This window comes from Bacillus sp. GS3m_15504 (genome assembly GCF_055825275.1).
The window spans coordinates 279,441-301,568 of the sequence record NZ_JBVVNL010000002.1; the positions used below are offsets into that span (position 1 = coordinate 279,441).

15 protein-coding genes and 6 pseudogenes are annotated in these 22,128 nt (G+C 31.9%); 8 read left to right on the forward strand and 13 right to left on the reverse strand.

Annotation, left to right across the window (positions count from 1 at the left end; all coding sequences use genetic code 11):
• Positions 1-685: 685 nt before the first annotated feature.
• A complete protein-coding gene (locus AC0L0O_RS20830; protein WP_473786028.1) occupies positions 686-991 on the forward strand; it encodes an ArsR/SmtB family transcription factor in 306 nt (101 codons plus the stop codon).
• A 474-nt stretch (positions 992-1,465) separates the two neighbouring features.
• Complete coding sequence (locus AC0L0O_RS20835; protein ID WP_134189254.1) at positions 1,466-1,723, forward strand: hypothetical protein; 258 nt, start codon at positions 1,466-1,468, stop codon at positions 1,721-1,723.
• Between the two features lie 136 nt (positions 1,724-1,859).
• On the opposite strand, the gene AC0L0O_RS20840 is transcribed toward AC0L0O_RS20835, so the two are convergent.
• The gene (locus AC0L0O_RS20840; protein WP_134189253.1) at positions 1,860-2,459 is read right to left on the reverse strand and encodes an HD domain-containing protein; all 600 of its coding nucleotides are present in this window, start codon (positions 2,457-2,459) and stop codon (positions 1,860-1,862) included.
• Between the two features lie 222 nt (positions 2,460-2,681).
• Here AC0L0O_RS20840 and AC0L0O_RS20845 point away from each other — a divergent pair, with 222 nt between their 5' ends.
• Both AC0L0O_RS20845 and AC0L0O_RS20850 read left to right on the forward strand, forming a co-directional pair.
• Positions 2,682-3,272 carry a TetR/AcrR family transcriptional regulator gene (locus tag AC0L0O_RS20845; RefSeq protein ID WP_473786029.1) on the forward strand — a complete coding sequence of 197 codons (591 nt, stop codon included), beginning with the start codon at positions 2,682-2,684 and terminating at the stop codon, positions 3,270-3,272.
• Between the two features lie 320 nt (positions 3,273-3,592).
• Positions 3,593-4,194: pseudogene (locus AC0L0O_RS20850) on the forward strand (transposase); the annotation flags it as partial.
• A gap of 540 nt (positions 4,195-4,734) precedes the next feature.
• Here the strand turns inward: AC0L0O_RS20850 and AC0L0O_RS20855 are convergent.
• The 4 genes and pseudogenes from AC0L0O_RS20855 to AC0L0O_RS20870 all read right to left on the reverse strand — a co-directional run bounded on the left by AC0L0O_RS20855 (position 4,735) and on the right by AC0L0O_RS20870 (position 8,723).
• Positions 4,735-5,639: pseudogene (locus AC0L0O_RS20855) on the reverse strand (Rpn family recombination-promoting nuclease/putative transposase).
• 178 nt (positions 5,640-5,817) lie between these two features.
• On the reverse strand, positions 5,818-6,339 hold the full coding sequence (locus tag AC0L0O_RS20860) for a hypothetical protein (RefSeq protein ID WP_473786030.1): 522 nt from the start codon (positions 6,337-6,339) through the stop codon (positions 5,818-5,820).
• A 505-nt stretch (positions 6,340-6,844) separates the two neighbouring features.
• Entirely contained in the window at positions 6,845-7,690 is an 846-nt protein-coding gene (locus tag AC0L0O_RS20865; protein ID WP_473786031.1) for an AraC family transcriptional regulator, read from the reverse strand.
• Positions 7,691-8,087: 397 nt separating this feature from the next.
• Entirely contained in the window at positions 8,088-8,723 is a 636-nt protein-coding gene (locus tag AC0L0O_RS20870) for a GntR family transcriptional regulator (RefSeq protein WP_473786032.1), read from the reverse strand.
• Positions 8,724-9,159: 436 nt separating this feature from the next.
• Between AC0L0O_RS20870 and AC0L0O_RS20875 the strand changes: the two genes are divergently transcribed.
• Positions 9,160-10,185 (forward strand): alpha/beta hydrolase, encoded by a 1,026-nt coding sequence (locus tag AC0L0O_RS20875; protein ID WP_473786125.1) that lies wholly within the window; start codon positions 9,160-9,162, stop codon positions 10,183-10,185.
• 329 nt (positions 10,186-10,514) lie between these two features.
• Here AC0L0O_RS20875 and AC0L0O_RS20880 read toward each other — a convergent pair.
• The 5 genes and pseudogenes from AC0L0O_RS20880 to AC0L0O_RS20900 form a co-directional block, all read right to left on the reverse strand.
• Positions 10,515-11,855: pseudogene (locus AC0L0O_RS20880) on the reverse strand (IS4 family transposase).
• Between the two features lie 175 nt (positions 11,856-12,030).
• Positions 12,031-12,654, reverse strand: a pseudogene (locus tag AC0L0O_RS20885) (ABC-2 transporter permease).
• Positions 12,647-13,394, reverse strand: a pseudogene (locus AC0L0O_RS20890) (ATP-binding cassette domain-containing protein). The pseudogenes AC0L0O_RS20885 and AC0L0O_RS20890 overlap by 8 nt, the downstream one beginning before the upstream one ends.
• A 130-nt stretch (positions 13,395-13,524) precedes the next feature.
• Positions 13,525-14,367, reverse strand: a complete 843-nt coding sequence (locus AC0L0O_RS20895) for a DNA alkylation repair protein (protein ID WP_473786033.1) — start codon at positions 14,365-14,367, stop codon at positions 13,525-13,527.
• 433 nt (positions 14,368-14,800) lie between these two features.
• Positions 14,801-15,496, reverse strand: a pseudogene (locus tag AC0L0O_RS20900) (IS4 family transposase); the annotation flags it as partial.
• On the opposite strand from AC0L0O_RS20900, the gene AC0L0O_RS20905 reads away from it, so the two are divergent.
• A complete protein-coding gene (locus tag AC0L0O_RS20905) occupies positions 15,470-15,691 on the forward strand; it encodes an ArsR/SmtB family transcription factor (protein ID WP_473786126.1) in 222 nt (73 codons plus the stop codon). The pseudogene AC0L0O_RS20900 and the gene AC0L0O_RS20905 overlap by 27 nt on opposite strands.
• A gap of 727 nt (positions 15,692-16,418) precedes the next feature.
• On the opposite strand, the gene AC0L0O_RS20910 is transcribed toward AC0L0O_RS20905, so the two are convergent.
• Positions 16,419-16,724, reverse strand: a complete 306-nt coding sequence (locus tag AC0L0O_RS20910) for an ArsR/SmtB family transcription factor (RefSeq protein WP_473786034.1) — start codon at positions 16,722-16,724, stop codon at positions 16,419-16,421.
• A 656-nt stretch (positions 16,725-17,380) separates the two neighbouring features.
• Between AC0L0O_RS20910 and AC0L0O_RS20915 the strand changes: the two genes are divergently transcribed.
• Positions 17,381-17,758, forward strand: coding sequence for a DUF1093 domain-containing protein (locus AC0L0O_RS20915; RefSeq protein ID WP_473786035.1), 378 nt, complete (start codon positions 17,381-17,383; stop codon positions 17,756-17,758).
• Between the two features lie 229 nt (positions 17,759-17,987).
• Here AC0L0O_RS20915 and AC0L0O_RS20920 read toward each other — a convergent pair whose 3' ends face one another.
• Positions 17,988-18,854, reverse strand: a complete 867-nt coding sequence (locus tag AC0L0O_RS20920) for a LysR family transcriptional regulator (RefSeq protein WP_134189245.1) — start codon at positions 18,852-18,854, stop codon at positions 17,988-17,990.
• A 317-nt stretch (positions 18,855-19,171) separates the two neighbouring features.
• Here AC0L0O_RS20920 and AC0L0O_RS20925 point away from each other — a divergent pair, with 317 nt between their 5' ends.
• Complete coding sequence (locus AC0L0O_RS20925; protein WP_473786036.1) at positions 19,172-20,338, forward strand: MFS transporter; 1,167 nt, start codon at positions 19,172-19,174, stop codon at positions 20,336-20,338.
• A 602-nt stretch (positions 20,339-20,940) separates the two neighbouring features.
• On the opposite strand, the gene tnpB is transcribed toward AC0L0O_RS20925, so the two are convergent.
• Entirely contained in the window at positions 20,941-22,029 is a 1,089-nt protein-coding gene (tnpB, locus tag AC0L0O_RS20930) for an IS200/IS605 family element RNA-guided endonuclease TnpB (protein WP_473786037.1), read from the reverse strand.
• Positions 22,030-22,128: the final 99 nt, after the last annotated feature.

Genomic DNA, 22,128 nt, shown 5'->3' on the forward strand with positions numbered 1-22,128 from the left:
AAAAATATTTTTCGTATATATGTAAATTAAGTTTTCTTATCTTTCTTTATCTATATAACGAAAAGATCCGTTGTGAGATAATTTATTAAAAACATTTTGGCTAGAAATCAATGTTTGATATATGGGATGAATTATAGAAGTAAATTATCCACTTTATTAGATTTTATTTTTATTATATAACAAAGAAAAAGCACCTATTTTCGTAGGTACTTTATCGTATTTGATTAAATGAAAGTAAACTTTTGGTTAAAAATTCACTTTGGTTTTAACTAAATTTCTCAATATAGATAAACTGCTTAATTACGGCTCAAATATTCAAAACTAACAAAAAATAAATTATAGTATAAATATGATGGCTTTCCTTTTGTTTACTCCTTGTGCTAAAGATAAGATCGTGTTCTCTAATCTTATCTTTTTATTTTTGGATTTTAGATACAAAAAAGCAATCTTGAATAGTTTAAAAATACCCTGTCACTATGCCAGAAAGAGGAAAAACTTCAAGCACCGTTCTCTACGTAGCAGGTTAAAGTAGTAAAAATTGCTTGGAGGAAAACGTTTGAACGTGAAATAGAAGTACTAGAAAATATAAGCACTTGAAGGGATTCATTGTGTGTCTAAAACATTGGCGAAACAAATAGATGATGTTAGGATGTAGAAAACACTCGCTAAAAAAGGGGAAATGATTATGCCAAAAGCTTTTTATATGAATATTAATGATTACGAGAGACCTGCGGATATATTGCGGATGCTTGGGCATCCTATGCGTTTGACGATAGTTCGAGAATTAATTTCGAAAGGTCCATTAAATGTATCCGAGTTACAGAAGTTACTACGCGTTCCACAATCTACAATGTCCCAGCAATTAATAAAGTTAAAACAGTTTAAGATGGTTTCCTATGAACGAAAAGGAAATGAAATTTATTATATAGTGAGTGACGAAAAAGTAATCGAGAGTATGAAGGGATTAGAATGTTTGCAACAATGGACGTAAGAAGACATGGGAAATCTTTTTATTTCTATAGATTGAGATTAACTTTTATAGTATACATAGTTTTAACATAACGAAAAGTAGACAATTTAGATGAATTGTAATATCAGGCGTACCGCCAGCATTTCGGAAAAAACCACGCTAAGAGTATGCAAAGCTTTATGCAAAAAATAGGGAGCCATCAGGAACTATAGGGAAGCCAAAGGCGCTTCAAAATAAAAATGTATAGAATTATAGAAAAAGAAATGGCTAATCCTTTGTGAAAGTAAAGGGGAGCCTTTTTCCTTGCTACTGATAATGAGACGTTATGTTAACCAATCATATATAGAGTATTCATATTTAAAATAAGACATATTTTCTTGCTAATAAACATCTCTTTTAACAAAAAGGTGACAAGCATGAATAAGAAAAAATTATATTTTATCAAGAGAGTAATAACTTCTTCTTTTCAAATTTCATGTTAAATGGAGGATTAATATGGACATTAGATGGCATGAAGATGGAATAGCATTTGAAACAATGACAGAAGCTCATGAATGGGCATATAACGTAATATACAATGAGATTGGCTACCTATATGATGGATACAAAACCAAAGATGAAAAAATAGCCTCTTCTCTTATCTATGAATTAGTAAGAGCTAATACATTATATGGTCCTAAGTATAATATCTCTTGTGATGAAGAGTGTACTGTTAAACCATGTATCTATAAAGTTTGGGTCACACTAATTTAGAAATAAACTTTAGATAACGAATTTTACGTCAACTAGCCTCTTTTGTAGAGGCTAGTTTTTTTGCATAACGTGGTTTTTATCCGTTTTTCGGTCTGTATCCCTTCCTAAGCTCTATGACATTCTAATTCTTTATTCTCTAATCTTTAAAAGGAGCATTCATCACCCAATCTGAAAACCCCATACGAAGCATAGAAGAACTCAAATTATTTGGCTGTTGCTGTTTATTTTTTAGATTGGAATCATATTTAATAAGTTCAATCATAGCTTTTTTAAAACCTAATCGAGGATAAACCTCAATTATAAAATTGAATGTTTCCTCCGGAATATCTTCTATACGTAAACCAACTACATCCATTCCCGCCCCGAAATGAACTAACGCAATCTCTGGTTGCTTTTCTTTAGCAATTTCCGAGGTGTGTAGAATAATAGCTTCACGTACCACATCAATTTTATCTTGTGAAAAACCATGGGAATGAAGGAATTTTTCTGCATGATTAGCACCTTCATATTCAAATGAATGTTTACAACATACATGCTCTGTAAGACCAACATCATGTAAAATAGAAGCAAGATAAAATAACTCCTGATCATATTTAAATCCATATTTTTTTCCCAATGCATCACCAAAAGCATATGTCCGTAAACAATGATTATAAAGAAATTCTGGAGAAATCTCGTAAACCAATTGAGTAGCTTCTTTTGCTACTTTACTATCTGGAATAATAATGTTTTGCATAATTTCCTCCTTAGTTTTAATTATCTTCAATAAATTCATGTCAGATACCAATAGCATGATTAGAATGTTACACGCTAACCAAATACTAACTCTCTCACCATCCCTTTTAGAAATTCTACTCTCATCCCAAAAAAGACCGAACGGTCTCTTTTAAGGTAACTTATTATATGTTAATGTACAACTACAACATGTTACAATTTTTCAACAATAATGGAGGATATTATGCAAAAAGGTGAACAAACACGAAGAAACATTGTATTAAAATCGGCAGAATTGTTTAATCAAAAAGGCTATGCTGGCTGTTCGATGAATGACATTATGGAGGCTACAGGGCTACAAAAAGGGGGGATTTATCGTAATTTTAAAAGTAAAGATGAGATTGCTTTAGAGGCATTTAAATATGCCATTGATACTGTCTCTCAACATTTTTCTGAGGCGATACGCAATGCTAATACAACATTAGAAAAGGTTAGTGCTTTTTTTAATGTATATGAAGATGTAATAAATAACCCACCAATAAAAGGGGGATGTCCTTTGCTGAATACTGCTGTAGACAGTGATGATACGAATCGACTATTAAGAGAAAAGGCACTTGAAGTTTTCTATACATTTCTCAATATGATTGAAGAGATTATAGTAGAAGGGATTCAGAATCAGGAGTTAAAGCCAGATATCGATACAGAGGCGGTAGCCTCCTTTATCATTGCAACCCTAGAAGGAAGTATTATGGCTAGTAAACTAGAAAGGGATAATAAACATGTTACTTATAGTAAGCAACACGTGCTGCGTTATTTGTTTATGCTAAAAATTTAGCCCGCTTTATATTTTGAGAGAAAACGGGCTTTTGACTTAATGGCGATGAGATTGTATTCGAAATAGAAGGATAATCTAATAAGAATAAAATCTATGCTACAATCCATTTTTATATGTATCTCACCTAAATTCTTTAAAAAGCTGATTATCCCTTAGCGTTTAGGAAATCGGCTTTTTCTATGTGAAAAATCCCTTAGCCTATGAAATTCGCATTTTGTTGGTACCACCCATCGCTATTAAGCTAAAAAACAAAATATCCTATAAAATAAAAAAATACGCCATCCTTTCTATAGAATCATAGGAAAGGATGGCGTATTTTTATGTCTATTTCTGTATCTGGTGAATTACAGCTATTTGCTCAAGAGATTCAACGTTTTTTTATCTCCAAGTATTTTACGAGACCTTGCTAGAGATGTTGGTTTTGTACAACGAGCTAGTAAGTACCAAACAAAAGATTTAATCGCTTTATGTGTATAGATGAGTCAAAATACCGCTACGACTCAATTAACTAGCCGTTTAGAAGCATCAACAAAAGTGCTCATCAGTCCTGAAGGACTAAATCAACGATTTAATAAAGCAGACGTTCAATTTTTACAACATATATTAGATGAACTACTAAACCAAAAATTAGCCTCATCTATGCCAATTTCTTCTCCATATATTTCTATTTTCAAACGTATTCGTATTTTAGATTCAGCTTAAGTATGATTTATTAAGTGGACGATTCCTTCATATTCATACAGGACCAGGCAAACAACATGATCGAACCTATGGTTCCCTGTGTGTCCCAACTGTAACAGCGAATGATTTATGTATCCAATATTTAGGGTGTTTTCATTTGAAGGATCTTCAACATATACAAGAGAAAAAGGTCTATTATATCTCACGTATCAAATCGAATATACGTATTTATCAAAAAAATGAAACCCATCAGGGTTTATTTCATATGCAAATCTTTAAATTCCCTACACAAAAAAGAAACAACCCCTACTATAATTGACATTGTATTTTCTTAGTTGGATAACGATGCAGCAATACCCCTATTATTGTAATAAAAGCCATATTTTACTCGTGTTATTTTGCATAAAGAAATGCCATAATCCACTTTGACTAGCTGTTACTGTTAAGAAAGTGCATGCCATTGAAAACGTTAGCAGTTAATCATCCATAACTAAGGAGATGGATACTTCTTAGATTGCGGTAGACGCCGTAGCCCTTAACAATTTGTTAGGTTTTTTTATTTTTTTCGAGGATGATTTTGCCCATCCCTCGCAAAATCAAGACTAAAATTAAAAATGAATAGAAAAAACAAGGCTCTTAATTCGTGGATATAACTACAAAGTAAGATAAAGAAAAGACACCATAAGGTGCCTTCCTCCTACTTGAACCACTTTAATTTTAATAACGAGAGAGCTAATAGAATACTACCCAATTCCCATTTTACCATATTTATCTATATTGTTCATTCAGAAAAAATATTGCGTATGTCCGTAATATCCATATTGGTAAACTTCGCAATATCTTCTATATCCATGACATTTTTATGCATGCCTCGGATTAACTGTTCTCTTTCAGCTAATTTTCCTTTTTCCATACCCTCTTGAAGCCCTTTTTCTCTTCTTTCTTCGATACCGACTTCACGAGCATGTGCTAATTTGGCTTGCTCATCAAATAAAACCTTTTCTCTGGTTTTATACGCAAGGCGGAAAGAACTGCTCTGACTCATGTTCTCCCATTTATGGATCGTTTTTTGTAACATCGGGTCTTGTTTCATGGCGATGACCTCCAAATGTTAATCTTCATGCGCTGGTAACAACAGCTACCAACGAGCAAATTCATTTTCCCACAGATTAACTTTTTCTTCTCTCCATTGCTGAAGCAATTTTGGAATTTCAATAAAATGAATTTCTAAATCATCGAGTAAAACTTCCTTGTGCTGTTGTCTCCAAAAATGTCCCACTGTATGCATATCATCATAAAGAGGAAAGAGATCAAAATCTAATATATTAATTGCAATAATCTTTCGTAAAGAACGATATGTCATTCCTTTTTCTAATTGTGAGGTATACAGTTTACTCCAGTAATATCAGGAGCGCTTTACAATTTCTTGTGTATTCTTTAACTGGATTTCCACATTTATTTTTGTTCCGTCCTAAAGTGCAGCAAGTATATCTAGTATGGATAATTTACCTTCTTCATATCCTTTATGCAAATGTGGATCTTCAATTTTCAGTGATGCAATCGGTGTAGCTAAAGACTCATGCAACATTGCATTTTAAAAAAAATCAATAACTCCTCTTGTCCTTGCACACCGAATAATTGCTTAAAAGCAAAATCGACTCGTAAATTGACTAAAGGTTGATTCATGGTTAGAGTCACCTTTCTTTGTGGGTATTCTATATGAGGTCACCATATCAAAAAAGAAAATTGCACGTTTAGACACATTTTAGACACAAATTAACCGGTTCTCTGTACGTTAAGGAACCGGTTATTTATTTTTACTGCTTTTTTTATGAAGTTTTTATCTCATAATGCTCTTAGATGATTAAAAATTATTATCTGTTGATTTATCAGCATCTCTTTTTTTTACAATTTTATAAGCAATCCAAATAAATAAATTACAAATTATAAGTCCGATACAAGCTGGTAAAACGATTGATACTCCTGAACCATCCCCTGCATATAAACTCCATAGAACTTTCAATATAGCAATTAAGTTAATAACAAGTATTCCATACTTCCATGAGTGTTTCCAAAACGCATATGCTAAAGCAAACATTGTCACCGGAACTAGTGAAGAAAAGACAATCTTAATAAAATTCCACTTGCCAAACAAATAATCCATTTCCATTTCCAAAAAAGCTGCCACTTTGGGATTCACTGTTGTAGGTTTTTCAAACCAAAACATACTTGTAGCTAATGCAACTAAAGTGATTATTATCCCTTTGATACTTCTTTTATAAGAAAAATAGCAAAACGGCAATAAAAATAGTGGACGAATATACCAACTCAGGATATTTTGATGTCTCTCAAACGCCCAAGTAAAAAAATCATTAAGAAAATCCACAGATAATCACCTCCTAAGCGCAGCAACATTGGTATTTGATCTAAAATGAAAAATAGTCAGTTTAATGTTAGTATGTTTTTAAATATATATTTGTAGAAGCGTGTAAATGTCTATTGATATAGAAATACTCCAGGTTATTCATTGTCTTTTTATAGCATAGAAAATCCTTAGAGGTTCCGTCGTATGCCCATTAACTTAAGAATATTAACTCCCCCTCAATTGTAAAAAAACATTATTCTCTCTAAACAAGTTAAATTAGAAAGGATGACGTTTTTTATGTTTGTTTTGATTCAAAGTGAACTCCAATTATTTGGTGAAGAATTACACCGATATCTTACACTTTAGAAGAGCTTGCTAGAAAACTAACTTTTGTACAACGGAAACGTAAGTTTTCAGATCATGATTTGGTTACTCACAATATAAAAAACTCAAATTTCTAAGCATTTAAATTCAGATTGTTTTTTTATTACTCCATAAACAGCTTCTTTTTTATTGAATGTGTATTTTATTTCGGTATAACTGGGACCCAGAGTTCATGTCTCGGTTTATGTTTCGGACCGTAATAACATTCTATGCACGGTAAATTTGCAAGTTCATACTCAGAGGTTGGGACCCACTCAGAATATAAGCGTTTCCATGCATCTACTATGTTCGGAAAAATTGCCCATGTACTTGCAGGAATAATTAATGTTTCCATATCACCTGATACTTCCCCATCATACCTTACACCCATAAAGTAGGAAAATTCTTCATCTGTTATGGCGGCTTCTTTTCCACAAACCCCCAAAAGGCTTTCAAGCGTGCATTTTGGATTTTCCCATGACATATCTATTAATTCTTGCATAAATCCGTCTTTTTTGGCAGTGTTCCAAAGTGTAGGGATTTTTTTAAATGCGCTGCTTGTTTTTACAGGTTTACTCTTTCCTACAATTCTCAACTCAAAATCGAGGTTTTCAATTCTGTAATCCATCTCGGTACCTCCTTTAATAGAGATTTGGAAGGAAATTTTCGGAAAGGCTTTTAACTGCACTCCTTTATTACGAGCATTAGAAGGAGTTATTCCATGCATTTTTTTAAAAGCACGTGAGAAAGCATCTGAAGAAACGTAACCGTATTTAATTGCTACATCAATGATTCGAATATCATTTTTTTGAATTTCAAATGCTGCAAGCGTTAACCGTCTTCGTCTAATATATTCTGAAAGCGACACACCTGAGATTGAAGAAAACATTCTTGAAAAATGAAACTCAGAGCAATTCGCTGCCTTTGCAATCTTCTTGTAATCTATTTCTTCATCCAAACTATTCTCAATGTAGTCCAATGCATTATTCATTCTTTCTAGCCAATCCATAAGTTTACTTCCTTTCAAATATTTACTTTAATACATAATAGATAATAATAACCGACATTTCATGCCTAAAAATGTCGGTACAAAAATTACACCCTTTAATAGAATGTAAAATAAGGGTGTACTATTTGGGGGCTCGCCAACTAAACGCGAATTTCGTACGCTAAGGAATTTCTAAGTTAAAAACTTGGCTTTACTGTACTTTAAAAAGGTCCCTTAAACGATATTTAAGGTTTGTTATGGAACTTTGTTTTTGATAATGAGTTTTGGAACTGGTTTTTGACTGCATTTCTTTCAGTTTTATTAGAACTAAGTAGAGTCCCTTAAACGGTCATTTATGGAACTTTGATTTATAGAAGTTGACTGAAATATGAAACCTCATTTTGGCTCTTTTTAATCACTACAATAACCCTAAAATAATTTCTTTATTGATTCGTTCAAATATGTGTGTTGCTTTTTCATATTCTTTTTCTTCAAGATACATAATAAAATTTTTCATTAAACTAAGCATTTCCTCTTCGTATGGCTTACGTTTCATATATTTAAGTTCTACAGAACCTAAAAGTTTCTTTTCTTGTATATCTTGTATCACTTGCATAATTGTTTTGTTTTCAGCTGGAGATAATAATAATTCATGTACTTTCCATAAAACATTATGAAATTCTTTTACATTGCCGCTCTCTAAAGCCGTTGGTAGATTTATCAGACATTGTTTTAAATTAGCTATGTCAAAGCTTGTATCATTTTTAATTACTTTTTCAATGGATAGTTTAAAAAACAATAAACGAATTTCCAAAAACTCAATAATGTTCTCGAATGAAGATTTTGTTTTTGCTACAGTTATTCCACAATGACTTTGATGATTTAAAAATCCTTCTGATGTTAAACGAGAAAGGGCATTGCGAATTGGCGTCCTACTCATACATAACTCTTTTTCTAATCTAGATTCTGTTAAGCGCATCCCTTCTTCATATGTGCCATCTATAATTTTACTTTTAATTTTCATATACGCTATTTGTTCTCGTGTTTTTTTCATATGTCTTTCCTTTCTTTTACTGACAATCTATCTTGTTGCACAAAAAATACATAATGTATACAATAATTTAGTTTATCATATAATATATCTATTTATAAACAGATTAACTATAAAGCGGGTATAATTTATTCTGCTAGTTTTTAAACCATAATATCTTTTTTATATACTGGTACAAATATGATAAAATTCTAGTACAAATTGTATACAATTTTGATATAATATTTTGTATCAAAAGATTTTACCTATCATTTTAGTCTATATATTTTGACGAAGGATATAGACTGTAAGTAACGTGGGTACTGTAAAAACAAATACCCTTTTGTATACAATTGCAAATATACATCAGGAGGTGAAAATACATCTGATTTTAAAATAGTAATCCTCATTTTACTTTTTTCGTGACTATCATACTAAAAAGGATGGAAATCGTATAATGATGAAAATAAAACAACCAAAGCCTAAAGGAGTATGGAAAAAAAGAATGTTTATATCTCTACTTATTGTTTTCGGATTAATTGTTGCAGGAGTTAGTTATTGGAACCTTTCTCCTACCCCAAAAGCATTTCTTATAAAAAAAGCGTTTGAAGGTGGAATGTTTGTTGAATCTGATAATTATAAAAATTCCTTCAAAGAAACAAATATATTTAAAGATATCAATTATAAATCTAAATTTCCCAATGGTACATTAGACATTGTTTATCCGAAAAATCATACTGAAGATTCACCTGTTATTTTTTGGGTACATGGAGGTGGATTTGTAGGTGGAGATAAATCTGACATCACTGGTTATGCAGTAGAATTAGCCGCTCGTGGTTACACAGTAATAAATATAAATTATGCTCTTGCGCCTAAAAGGCAATACCCTACACCAGTCATCCAACTTGGTGAAGCGTACGAATATATAAAGGAAAACGCAAAGAAGTATAAATTAAAATTAGATCATGTTTATTTTGCAGGAGATTCGGCCGGAGCACAAATATCCGGACAATTTGTTAATATCCAAACATCTCCCGATTATTCAAAATTAAGTAGAATTTCCTCTCTGGTTGATCCTTCAACAATTAAAGGAGTGTTGTTATTTTGCGGTCCATATAATATGCCAGCATTAGCTAAAATGGAAACAACTAAAGAAATTCAAGATTTTATGCGTACTACTGGTTGGGCTTACTTTGGGAAAAAGGATTTTGAAACATTACCTGAAATAGAAATTGCTTCTATCTTGAAACACGTTACAAAAGATTATCCGCCAACATTTATTACAGATGGAAATACTGCATCATTCGAAGATCAAGGCAAAGCATTAGCAGGTGCGTTAGAAAGCAAAGGAGTATATGTAAATAAACTCTTTTTTGATAAAAATATTTCTGGTGAGTTAGCGCATGAGTTTCAATTTAAAATGAACACGCCAGCAGGTCAAGAAGTTTTCAACAAAGCACTTGAGTTTTTAAATACAACCAAATAATATGTCTTACACTGGTTTTACTGTCATTTAGTTACCGATTATTAAAGTGAATATGTTCATATTTAATGTTGATATGTAATTATCCGTTGAATGTTTTTTACACTATTAAGCAAAGGCCGATTCCCTTAGCGTACAGGAAATCGGCCTTTGCTATGTGAAAAATTACTTAGCGTACGAAATTCGCTTTTTATTGGTTCTACCCCATCGCTATCAAGCTAAGCCCATACAATGTCAAGTATAGTAGAGGTTGTTTCTTTTTTCTAAAGGCTAGGTGTAGAAAATTTAAAAATTTGCATGTGAAATAAACCCTATCGGGTTTCATATTTGAATTAGGCCGCTTGATCATTAGACATGGTACAATTGTAAACAACACCTAATATATCAAAGACAGTTTTTTTCTCATACCTATGGGATTTTCGCCCGTTTTGCTGTAGGAGGTTGAACAGGCGAATGAGAATCTTTGATAGTTCTTGGGTGTCTTTCTGTGTAGCTTGATAAATAAGAAGAAAATAATCTTTAATCATATATATTGCCTTATATTCACTGAGTTCTCGCTTCTTTTTCATAAGAAGTAATTGTCGCATTTGAAACATAGTAGACGAACAGAGTACAATGGCAATCAGTTGCCCATACAAATGGCATTTCAACCTTTCTTGTTTTATCTTTTTACAATGATGAATATGAAAGAATGATTTCCATGTTTTAAATAAAATCTGGATTTGCCAACGTAAAGAGTACCAATCATGTACTTGTCCCATCGGGACAATATCTGTAGGGGTATTGGTCATGTATATATTGATACCGCTAAGTCGTTTACTACGAGCAGAATACCTCATTCCTTTCTTTTTTTCTCTTACAGCGTCGGATATTTCATATGTTTGACCTGGCTGAAGAGAATTCATTAAGACATCCATATCTATCTGTATATACTCTGTACCTTTTTTGATTCTTCCATCTTGAAAATAATCAGGGTTGGGATTTTTTTGATAAATACGTGTGTTGGATTTAATACGAGAGATATAATAAGCCTTTTTATCTTGTATATGTTGAAGATCTTTTAAGTGAAAATACCCTAAATCTCGGATACACAAATCATTCGCTGTTACAGTTGGGACACACAGAGAGCCATAGGTTCTATCATGTTGTTTACCTGAACCTGTATGGATATGTAGAAATTGTCCGCTTAATAGATCATATTCAAGTTGAATTTTCATCCCAGCAGTATGGCTACATCCTCCCGCCTCAGGATAAATGGATGAAAATATATCTGGAAGCTGAAATGCAGTTGAATCTAAAATACGAATACGCTTGAAAACAGAGGTATATGGAGAAGAAATTTACATAGATGAAGTTAGTTTTTTACTTAGTAGTTCGGCTAGTAGGTGTTGTAAAAGCTGGACGGCCGACTTATTAAATCGTTGATTCAGCCCCTCAGGACTGATGAGTACTTCTGTTGATGCTTCTAAACAACTAGATAACTGATTTAAAGAAGTCATAGCTACATTTTGGCTCGCCCATACACATAAAGCTACTAAATCTTTTGCTTGGTACTTACTGGTTCGTTGTACAAAACCAACATCTCTAGCAAAATTTCGTAAGATATTTGGAGATAAAAAACTTTGAATCTCTTGAGCAAATAGTTGTAATTCATTGGATACAGAAATAGACATAAAAAAATCGCCATCCTTTCCTATGATTCTACAGAAAGAATAGCGCATTTTTTCATTTTGGGGGAGAACTTTGTTTTATTAGTTTGATAGCGATTGAGTAGCGCCACAGCGTTTAAGAGCTCATCTGTATAACAGTGACTCATTAGGTATTTTATATTTCCGCTATACAAGACTCTTAAAAATCAGTGCGTTTATAAATTCTCGCCGTTAAGAAGTAAGAACCGATAAATATAAGTATGGTAACGATTGAAACAAGTATAGTGAGTTGATTAATAGTAAATTGTGTAGTCACGCTATATGCAAGGTCAGTAATATTTACATATGCCTCAATTGTTCTCCATAAAACAACAAATACAGGAAAAATAATTCTGACAGCGGCTATCAAATATTTATTGGTAAAGCGATAGAAAAATGTTAAGTAGAGAGATGCAAACAACATTGCAGTAAGAATACTAATCACAATTTCCTGTGGAGTTGCAATTTGATCATAAGTGGGAGATACAAACTGAATTATCGCTTGAATCGATAAAGAAAATAAAACCACTATAAGCATAAAAATCATTACACCTATATATTCTGACATAACAATTTAATTCCTACTATAAGGAAGGCTGTTAATAAACTTGTGACTATTATTCTTTGCGTCATAATAATGTAGATTTATCACATAAGAGCCAACTGGTAAAACGACCATTAAGTAAAAGCTTCCAAATGTCATAATAAAAAAGCATATGATAATCAAATACAATAATATAATTAATTTTTGTAATCGAAAGTCCTTTAATATTAAATTATACATATTGAATATTCCCCTTTTTTGTATAGTACATAATATCTTCTAATGTCGCTTCTTCAATTAAAAAATCATTCCCTAGTTGAGTATGTGTATGGAGTGCATTACTTGTAAGTGCTTCAAATCCAATGTTTGTTTCACGAATCCCAATTAATTGTTCCCTGATTTTTGGTGTAAGTAAAGCTGTATCCCCTTTTACAATTGCATATTCTTCAGAAATACTATGCATATCTTTTTCGAACACAATTTCTCCATTATGAATAAATACAATATAATCAGCTATACGGTCTAAATCCGTTGTAATGTGCGTAAAGAAAAAGATTGTTTTATCTTGATCAACCATTAAATCATAAAGAATGTCTAAAATTTCTCTTCGAAATACAGGATCAAGCCCAGAATTTGGTTCATCCATAATAATAAATTCGGCATGGTGTGAAAGTGCAAACGCTAGGGAAGTCTTCATTTTCATCCCATTTTTTATAAGCTGGAGCAATGAATTTTTTTAGTTGATGAACTGTCATATCTTCATAAAAGGTATTGTCATCATATACGAATCCAATACGTTCTTTAATAGAAACTTGATCCTTTTGATAATCCTTACCAAAAACTTTGATATCTCCACTATCCTTACTAATAAGATCCATAATTAGTTTAATTGTTGTACTTTTTCCTGCGCCATTTCCGCCAACATAACGCAAATTTCGTACGCTAAGGAATTTTTCATTTAAAAAACTTGGTTTTTCCATACGTTAAGAAGGTTCCATAAACGACCGTGTTGTTTTGGAATAAAGTTTAATCCAATTAACATTAATAACACTGATATCAAAACATACTCTTCTCATTTTTGTTCAAATTATTCTTTTATAAAAAGATTAATTATTTATATTCCTTGTTTTTCAATATTGTTCTTTTAGCTTTTTTAATAATTCTACTAGTCGATTTCATGTCAGTATCCTTTGTCCATTCTGCACACAAGTTGATCACCCAATCTGGTTTGGTTTTACTTGCATCATTTAGCCAATTTCCAACCGAATCTTGAACATATTTTGATGGATCTGACTTAAGTAAATTAAGAATAGGACGTGCTCTATCAGGTTCTTGTTTTAATATTTCAATATGCTTACTCCATACACCCCGAGGACGAATAGATTCTACAGAGAACCTGCGAATATTCTCATCTTCACTTTTTGCCCAGTCTACTAACAATTCCACACTTTTTTCTATATTTTGTGAAAGGTCTTCTCTAATAGACATCCAAGCAATTTCTCGAACACCAAAATGACGATCCGCTGCAAAAGGGCGAATGTACTTCAATTTATCTTTTAATGTGTTATTTTGTTTTTTATTCATAAACGCTGCCCAACATCGTACACTATCTGAGATATGATTAGAGAATTTTAATAAGAAGTCTGCTTTTTTCCTTTCATTCTCTTTGAATATGACTTTATCTAATAAAGCTCCTGTCATTCGTATGGCTTTCATTCCAGTTTCAACGTTCTGTTTTTTCAATTCAGCTACCACTAATTCTAAACTATCTTTCAGTCCTATTGAAGGCAAAACATTTTTAAGTAATTCAATATGGTTTATAGCTAGCCATTCTGTTAGATTAACACTTTCTAATTTCCCTTGATTTAGTAATTGTAATACCTCATTAGGGATTTCGCTTGCTTTCTTGGCTCCTTTTCTATTTAAGATAGCGTCTGTTTCTTTCACTACCATTTAATTTCCTCCTCACAATACTGTCTTCACATAGACATTCAATAAATAGGAGTAGCTTCCCTTTCTGCCCTTTCTAAGACTACTTTGTTCCCTGAGTTGAATAAGAGAAAAAATTGCATTGATAATACAAGCTTTTGATTAAACTTTTTTCAAAACGGTACGAAATTATTTCAAATCCACAGATCGCTTGCAGTTCTTATTACGAAATCCTTATTATATAAAGGGTTATAGTCTTAGCGTACAAAATCCGTGAAATGTTGGTGCTACCCCATGCCCATCAACTTAAGGATAGAAACTCCACGGTTTTCCATTAATTAAAATGAACAAACTTTTAAACAGTATAATTCTCTTAAAAATGAGCATACAAAATAAACCCTAACGGGTTTTATTTTTTCACTTATGCAGCTTTCTTTTGATTTCTATATCCACTATACTACTCATAGATAACACTCATAATATTAAAGATAGTTTTCTTCTCATATCGATGAGATTTCCGTCCATTTTTCTTTAGTAGGGTAAACAGACGGAGTACAATCTTTGCTATTTCTTGGGTGTTTTTCTGTATCGCTTGATAGAACAGAGATAGATGATCTTGGATCATCCCAATTACTTTATATTCACTTAGTTCTCTTTTGTGCTTTCGTAACAGAAGTTGGCGCATCTTAAACATCATGGAAGAGCAGATAAAAATGGCAATGAGCTTTCCATACACATGGCATTCTAATCGTTCTTGTTTGATAGTTTGCCAATGATGAATTTGAAATAGAGATTTCCACGTTTTAAATATGATTTCGATCTGCCAGCGGAGGGAGTAAAAATCATGGATTTGTTCCATCGGAACCACTTCCCAAGGCGTATTCGTAACATATATGTTGATACCCGTTAATCGTTTACTCTTTTCTGAAAATGTAATCCCCTTTTTACTTTCGGTATAGCTTTGTCTTTTTCTACGTTCCATTATTTATTTCTCTGTTAATCGGTAAATAATTACTCTTGTAAATAATCTTTGGTTCTTGCCAATATACGCCTCTTTTATTTCATACGTTTGTCCTGGCGTTAACGTGTGCATAATGTTCTCTAAATCAACTTGGATATACTGTGACTGTTTTTTGATTGTCCCATTTCGAAAGGTCCATTAAATGTATCCGAGTTACAGAAGTTACTACGCGTTCCACAATCTACAATGTTACAGCATTTAATAAAGCTAAAACAGTTTAAAATGGTTTCCTATGAGCGAAAAGGAAATGAGATTTATTATAAAGTAAGTGACGAAAAAGTGATTGAGAGTATGAAGGGATTAGAATGTTTGCAACAGTGGACGTAAGAAGATATGAAAAATCTCTTTATTTCTATAGATTGAGATTAACTTTTTATAGTATATATAGTTTTAAAATAACGAAAAGTAGATAATTTAGATGAATTGTAATACCAGGCGTACCACCAGCATTTCGGAAAAAAACCACGCTAAGAGTATGCAAAGTTTTATGCAAAAAAATCGGGAGACATAGGGAACTATGGGGAGGCCAAAAGGTACGTCAAAATAGGAATGTATAAAAAAATGCATAGAATTATAGAGAAATTCAAGAGAAAAGAGAACCCAAATGGATTCTCCTTTCTCGGCATATTTACAACATAGAGAATACTGAGACAGCTCTTTCAAAACTTTATTAGGGGAAAGTTTTAAAAAATCCTCTTATGACAATACTTACATAAATGTAATATATAGTAAATTGATATAATAAATACTGTTTATTAATAATTTTCAATAAATTTAACCTTTCCCATGCAATGGGCAACACCAACATTTCAATAAAACACCCTTATTTGAAATCTGAATTTATTTTTATAAAGAAGATTAAGCAAAACTCATGGACATATCTATTACAAAAATTTCTCACTTGTACTGGATTTAATCTATTCTTCAAAGCAAAATAGAAATTCAATTGTCATAGTTAGAGTAATTTGTAAGTCGAAAGATAGGAATATTGGTGGTTCTTCTCTTTTTGCTTATTTTTTTACTAACTGCTTCCATACTCTCACCAATACAAAAATTAGTCTAATAACCCTAATACTTTCATAATCTCAATAATTGTTTCATCTTCTACTGCACAATAAACCTGGTGGCTTTTATACTCACAAGTTACAATTTTGAATGCATACAATATCTGTAAATGCTGCGAAATTGTATGTTTAGGAATATTTAATGCCGCACTTAATTCAAAAACGTTCAAGGGACCACTTACAATTAATTCATGCACGATTAATAAACAAGCTTCTTCCCCTAGTAACCCTAATATCTTTGCTCCTCTATCATATTGGTTAGACTCCATTTGAAAAGCTTTTGACATATTGTCCATCACCTTACCCCCATAGCTATACAATATAAACTCAATGAATCATCTTAACAAAAAACAAATAAATTAATTTTTAAAAATTACCTGGATATATATGAAGTTTATATACTAATATTCACATCAAACAGCCAGCACCTTAAATGCTTAAGCTGCGGTTTGACCGGGATACGTGTGAAAAATAGGTATGGACTTACTTTTATTTCCATATGCAATGTACAAGGCTTATAAACACCGCTTTGTCTATTGTGGTTACACCCTAATCATCTATCATTAGTTACTAACAACACTTTATTTGAACTGTATGATAATAAGCACATTTAGAAATAAATGTATGTTTAATAGTTGCAATTACATGTATCTCGACTGCACTTAATTAGTTATAATATTCAGAAAATATTCGTTGTATTGTCGAATGATGTCGAGTGTTTGTATTTTATATTCTAATTTCAAAAAATATTTTTGTAAATATTTAATTTTTGGTAATCTTGAACAGACATATACCATTATTCCGTACCGAACAATTTACTGAGCCGCTATAAGTATAATTTCGACATCATTACAAAATTGTAAGATTAGACTATAGTTATTGTAAGAGTATCCCCTTACAATAAAGGATATATTAATATAGTAACAAAAAAGAGAATAAAGGATAAAATATTATGAAAAAAGGTGTGGGTTTATTAATTTTAACTGTGGTATTTAGTATGGGTTTAGCTGGTTGCAAAATATGGGATCGCTATAGCCCTTTTGCAAGTAAAACAGATGTTTACGGAGTGGTGACAATGGAACCTACATTAGACACTAAGGCTAAAGAAAACGGTGTAGTATCCTATAGCTATGATTTAAATGGATATGATAAAGATTTAAACAAAGTTGACTTAGGTTTTGGCTCACCTACCAAACATCCAATTGGAACATATATCAAAGCAGTGAAAAAAGGTAGCGATACAAGAATGCATGATATAGAGGTTATAAAAAAGGAAGATGTTCTAGAAAATATAGTAAATAAATTAAATGAAAATCAAAAAAAGAATTAGCATCGTTCTGTTGCAAAGCTTGAAAAGGTGGAGTCTCTTTGAAGATTTCGCCTTTGTTTGCATGGCCTCACCATATAAAAAAAGACCATTATACGTTATCAAGACCAAAATCCAAAAAATGCTTAAAATATCAAGCTTTTATAAAGTTAAATATAACAGTTCGAAGGAAAGGGTCTTGCTTAGCAAAAAAAGCGGATTTGGACGATTAGGATAAAAAATAGCAAGGAACTTAAAATAAGTTCCTTGCTATTTTTATAAATTCCAGAACATAATGGCCTTCTGCTTGTGTTAATTCTGTAGAATCTTTATAAGATATGTATATATTTCTATAATGTCGATCCGGTAGTTCATATATTTTTATATTATCAAATGATTTTAAGAAAAGCTTGGGTCCTATAGAAATACCTATACCTAAATCAATCATTTTCACTATTGTATTGCAGTCACTTATATATGAATTAATCTTAGGCTCTATACTGTGCTGATTAAAAAAATTCTCAACTTGATTTCTGTATGGCGCTGCTGGCATAATAATATTATTTTGATCAAAGAAATCCTTTAACGAGCAATCTTCAGGAATTAACTTTAAGTCACTTGGTGTTGCTATAACTAACTCATCTTCCCAAAATGGAACGGATTCACATCCGAATTCCCCGTTAATTGTAAATCCCAGGTCAATTACTTTATTAATAACCCATTCTTGAATTTCATCATAAGTCCCCTCAAATATTATAATTTCAATAAACGGATACAATTTATTAAATTCTTTCATAATTGGAGGTAATATATGTTTTTTTACACTTGTAAAGGCCCCAATCTTCAGTGTTTTAGGCGATAGTTCATCATTAAAATTAGTCTCTATTAATTTACGGTTTATATTTAATATCTGACCAATATACTCATAAGCTTTAGTGCCATGAGGAGTCAAAGTAATTGTTCGACCAGTTCTTAAGAATAAAGACGTCCCTAATTCCTTTTCTAAGCTAGAAATTGCATGGCTTACTGCAGATTGCGTCATGTTTAATTTTTCAGCAGCCTTTGTAAAACTCCCCGTTGTAATAACTGATTCAAAAATTTCATACTTGATAATACTCATGAGTTTTTTTCATCCCTTGCATTAATATTATTCATTTTATTTAATCCCATTCATTAAGTATACTAATATTAACCTACTTAAGCTAGACGAGTAATGATTATCAAATGTTATTTTACCTTAATTTAATCTGCAGATTTTTTAATTACTATGACATTATTCAATAATTATATATAGCCCAATTATTATAATTGAAAATAAAATCCTAATAGGGTTATATATTGATTTAATGATCATTCACTATTTGTATAAAACTAGCAACTAGAGTGTATAAGATTGATAATTTATTTTAATCTTGACAATGTAAAGGTGGCAGAACTATGAAAAAAGTTATTTTTTTAGCTATTGGTATGTTTGCCTTGGGATTCGATGCTTATATTATAGCTGGACTGGTTCCTGGAATTAGTGATACCTATCAAAAAAGTGCATCCCAAGTTGGGCAAGCGGTAAGTATATTTACATTATGTTATGCAATATCCGCTCCACTGTTTGCTTCTCTCTTAGCAGGTAAACCTATCAAAAAAGTTCTATTGACTTCAATAATTATATTTGGTCTTGCAAATGCATTAACTGCAATATCTCCAAACTTTTCGGTATTCTTAATATCAAGGGCAATTGCTGGTGTTGGTGCGGGGTTATTTTCTCCTTTAGCTGTCGCAGGCTCAACTATGTTAGTACCTGTAGAAAAGAAAGGACGCGCACTTGGTTTAACAATCGGTGGCATGAGCATGGGAACTGTATTAGGTGTTCCTATAGGTCTTTATATCGCAGAAAAGTTTGATTGGCAATCAGCAATGTGGTTTGTGGTACTACTTAGTTTAATTGCTGCTATTAGTATTCTTAAGTTTCTACCACATGTTCCAGTCACAGCACCACCTGCTATGAAAGAAAGACTTGCAATGTTTTTAGATAGAAGAGTTACTATCACTGTTTTAATAACATTCTTTGCAAGTATTTCAAGTTTAGGTTTATATACCTATCTATCTCCATTATTACAAGATCTTGATAATACAAGTGATTTAACAATTTATTTATGGGCTTGGGGATTGGGTGGATTATTTGGAAGTATAACAATTGGATATTTAATTGATTACTTCAAAAAACCAAAAACTTTAATGGCTCTTATTTTAATTATTTTAACTGTCTCAGTTGTATGTATTCCAATAATGATTAATCTAACAATTATAAAATACTTACCATTTTTCATATGGGGAGCAATGGGGTGGGCATCAGGAGCACCACAACAACATATTTTATTATCCTACCAACCTAAGCACGGAAGTGCAGCTGTGGCCCTTAATAGTTCGATTAACTATCTAGGAAGTTCCGTAGGTGCCACATTAGGTGGCGTAGTAATTTCTCTTGGAATGGGGACTATGGCTCTAATCTACTTTGCGATAATTTCTATGATTATATCATTAGGCCTACAATTTTATAGCATGAGAAGTAATACCTTTAAAATAGCTACTACTAAAAAAGCTGTTTAAAATAGATCTATTGCATTTATAAAACATGAAAATGGGCATTAATTAGTCTGTATATTTTTATAGAGAAATAAAAAGGGTTCACCATACATGCCCATGAACTTAAGGGAGTTTAATACCCCTAATTACCAAAAAACGTCATTCTTTCTAAACAAGCTAGATTAGAAAGAATGACGTTTTTTTATGAATCTTTCGATTAAAGATGAACTACAACCATTAGTGGAAGAATTACAGCGATATATTACACATGTATTTTTATTGTTCAAACTTAGGTACCATCTATAGGTGCTTTCATTGGATAACCATGTAACAGAACCCTATACATTATTAGATTTATTGTAATTTTTTATTATCTCCTCATTCTAAATAAAGAAAAAATTCATTAAGAAACAAGATGTTGAAATTCCCTTATCTCTTTTACCAAAGGAAATCCAATCTGCCTTTCTGTTAAAGGCAGTGTGAAGTCATCTGTGAACCACACACCACTTAACACCCTTATGGTTTGTTTGAAGTGGATGCTTCTTGGGAAGTAGACACTATATATTAGCCCATCTATATTTTCCAAGCTATCAGGGTAGTTCCTACCCCTAAACAAAAACATCAAACTACAGGGCTAGCTTTAGCAAGTTACTACTTGCATTTACATCTCGATTATGATGGCTATTACACATTGGACAATCCCATTCATAAAGATTTGTCTTTTCTACAACTTTGTTCTTATAACCACAGCAAGAACAAAGTTGATCACTTAAGTAATTCTTTGGTACAATGATTAACTCACGATTTTTCCATAGTGCTTTGTAGGTTTGATATTCTCTAAATTTAGCCCAAGATACTTCACTGATTGATTTTGCCAACTTATGATTATTTTGTATATCCTTCATTCTCAAATCTTCCATCACAATTACTTGGTTTTCGTTAGTGATTTCATTACTGATTTTGTGAAGAAAGTCATTGTGTTGGTTAACAATTTTTTCGTGAAGTCTTGCAATTTTTGATTTAATTTTATTTTGATTTTTAGAACCTTTCTTTCTGCGCAGCAAAGACTTTTGTAAAAAAGCTAATCTATCTTCAGTTTTTATCATCCACTTTGGAATTTCGTACTTCTTACCATTAGATAGGGTTGCAAAACCCTTTAAACACATAACAATACCAACTCTTTTTTTTAGTTCAGGAAACAGTTGTTCCTTTTCCTCAACTAAAACAGAAGCAAAATATTTGTTAGTAGTTGTTTTAGAAATCGTTACAGACTTAATCAAGCCCAAAAACGGTCTGTGTTGCTTAATTCTTACCGTTGTCCTTAGTTTTGGTAGCTTCATATATCCATTCTCTATACTTACGGTTCCTTTTTGATTATTCGTTGTATAACTACAACGATTTTCTTTTTTATTTTTGAATTTCGGAAAACCAATAGATTTGTCGCGAAAGAAATGAGCATACGCCTTATTTAAGTTCATTTGTGCATTAGCTAGGGCAAGGCTATCCACTTCTTTAAGAAACGGAAATTCCTTTTTGTATTGGGCTGGTGTAGGATACTTGATGGTTTTATCAATACTTGTTTGAGATTCATAATAAGAATTAATTCTATCAGCAAGCATTTTGTTATATACAAATCGTACACATCCAAATGTTTTAGAAAAAAATGTACGTTGTTCCTTATTCGGGTAGATGCGATACTTGTATGCTTTTAACATGAACTACACCTACTTTCTTATTCAAATATTATATATTCAATAAACATGGAGATTATAGTATTTGAACATTCTCACACAAATGTCTTTTGTATAGTTTAA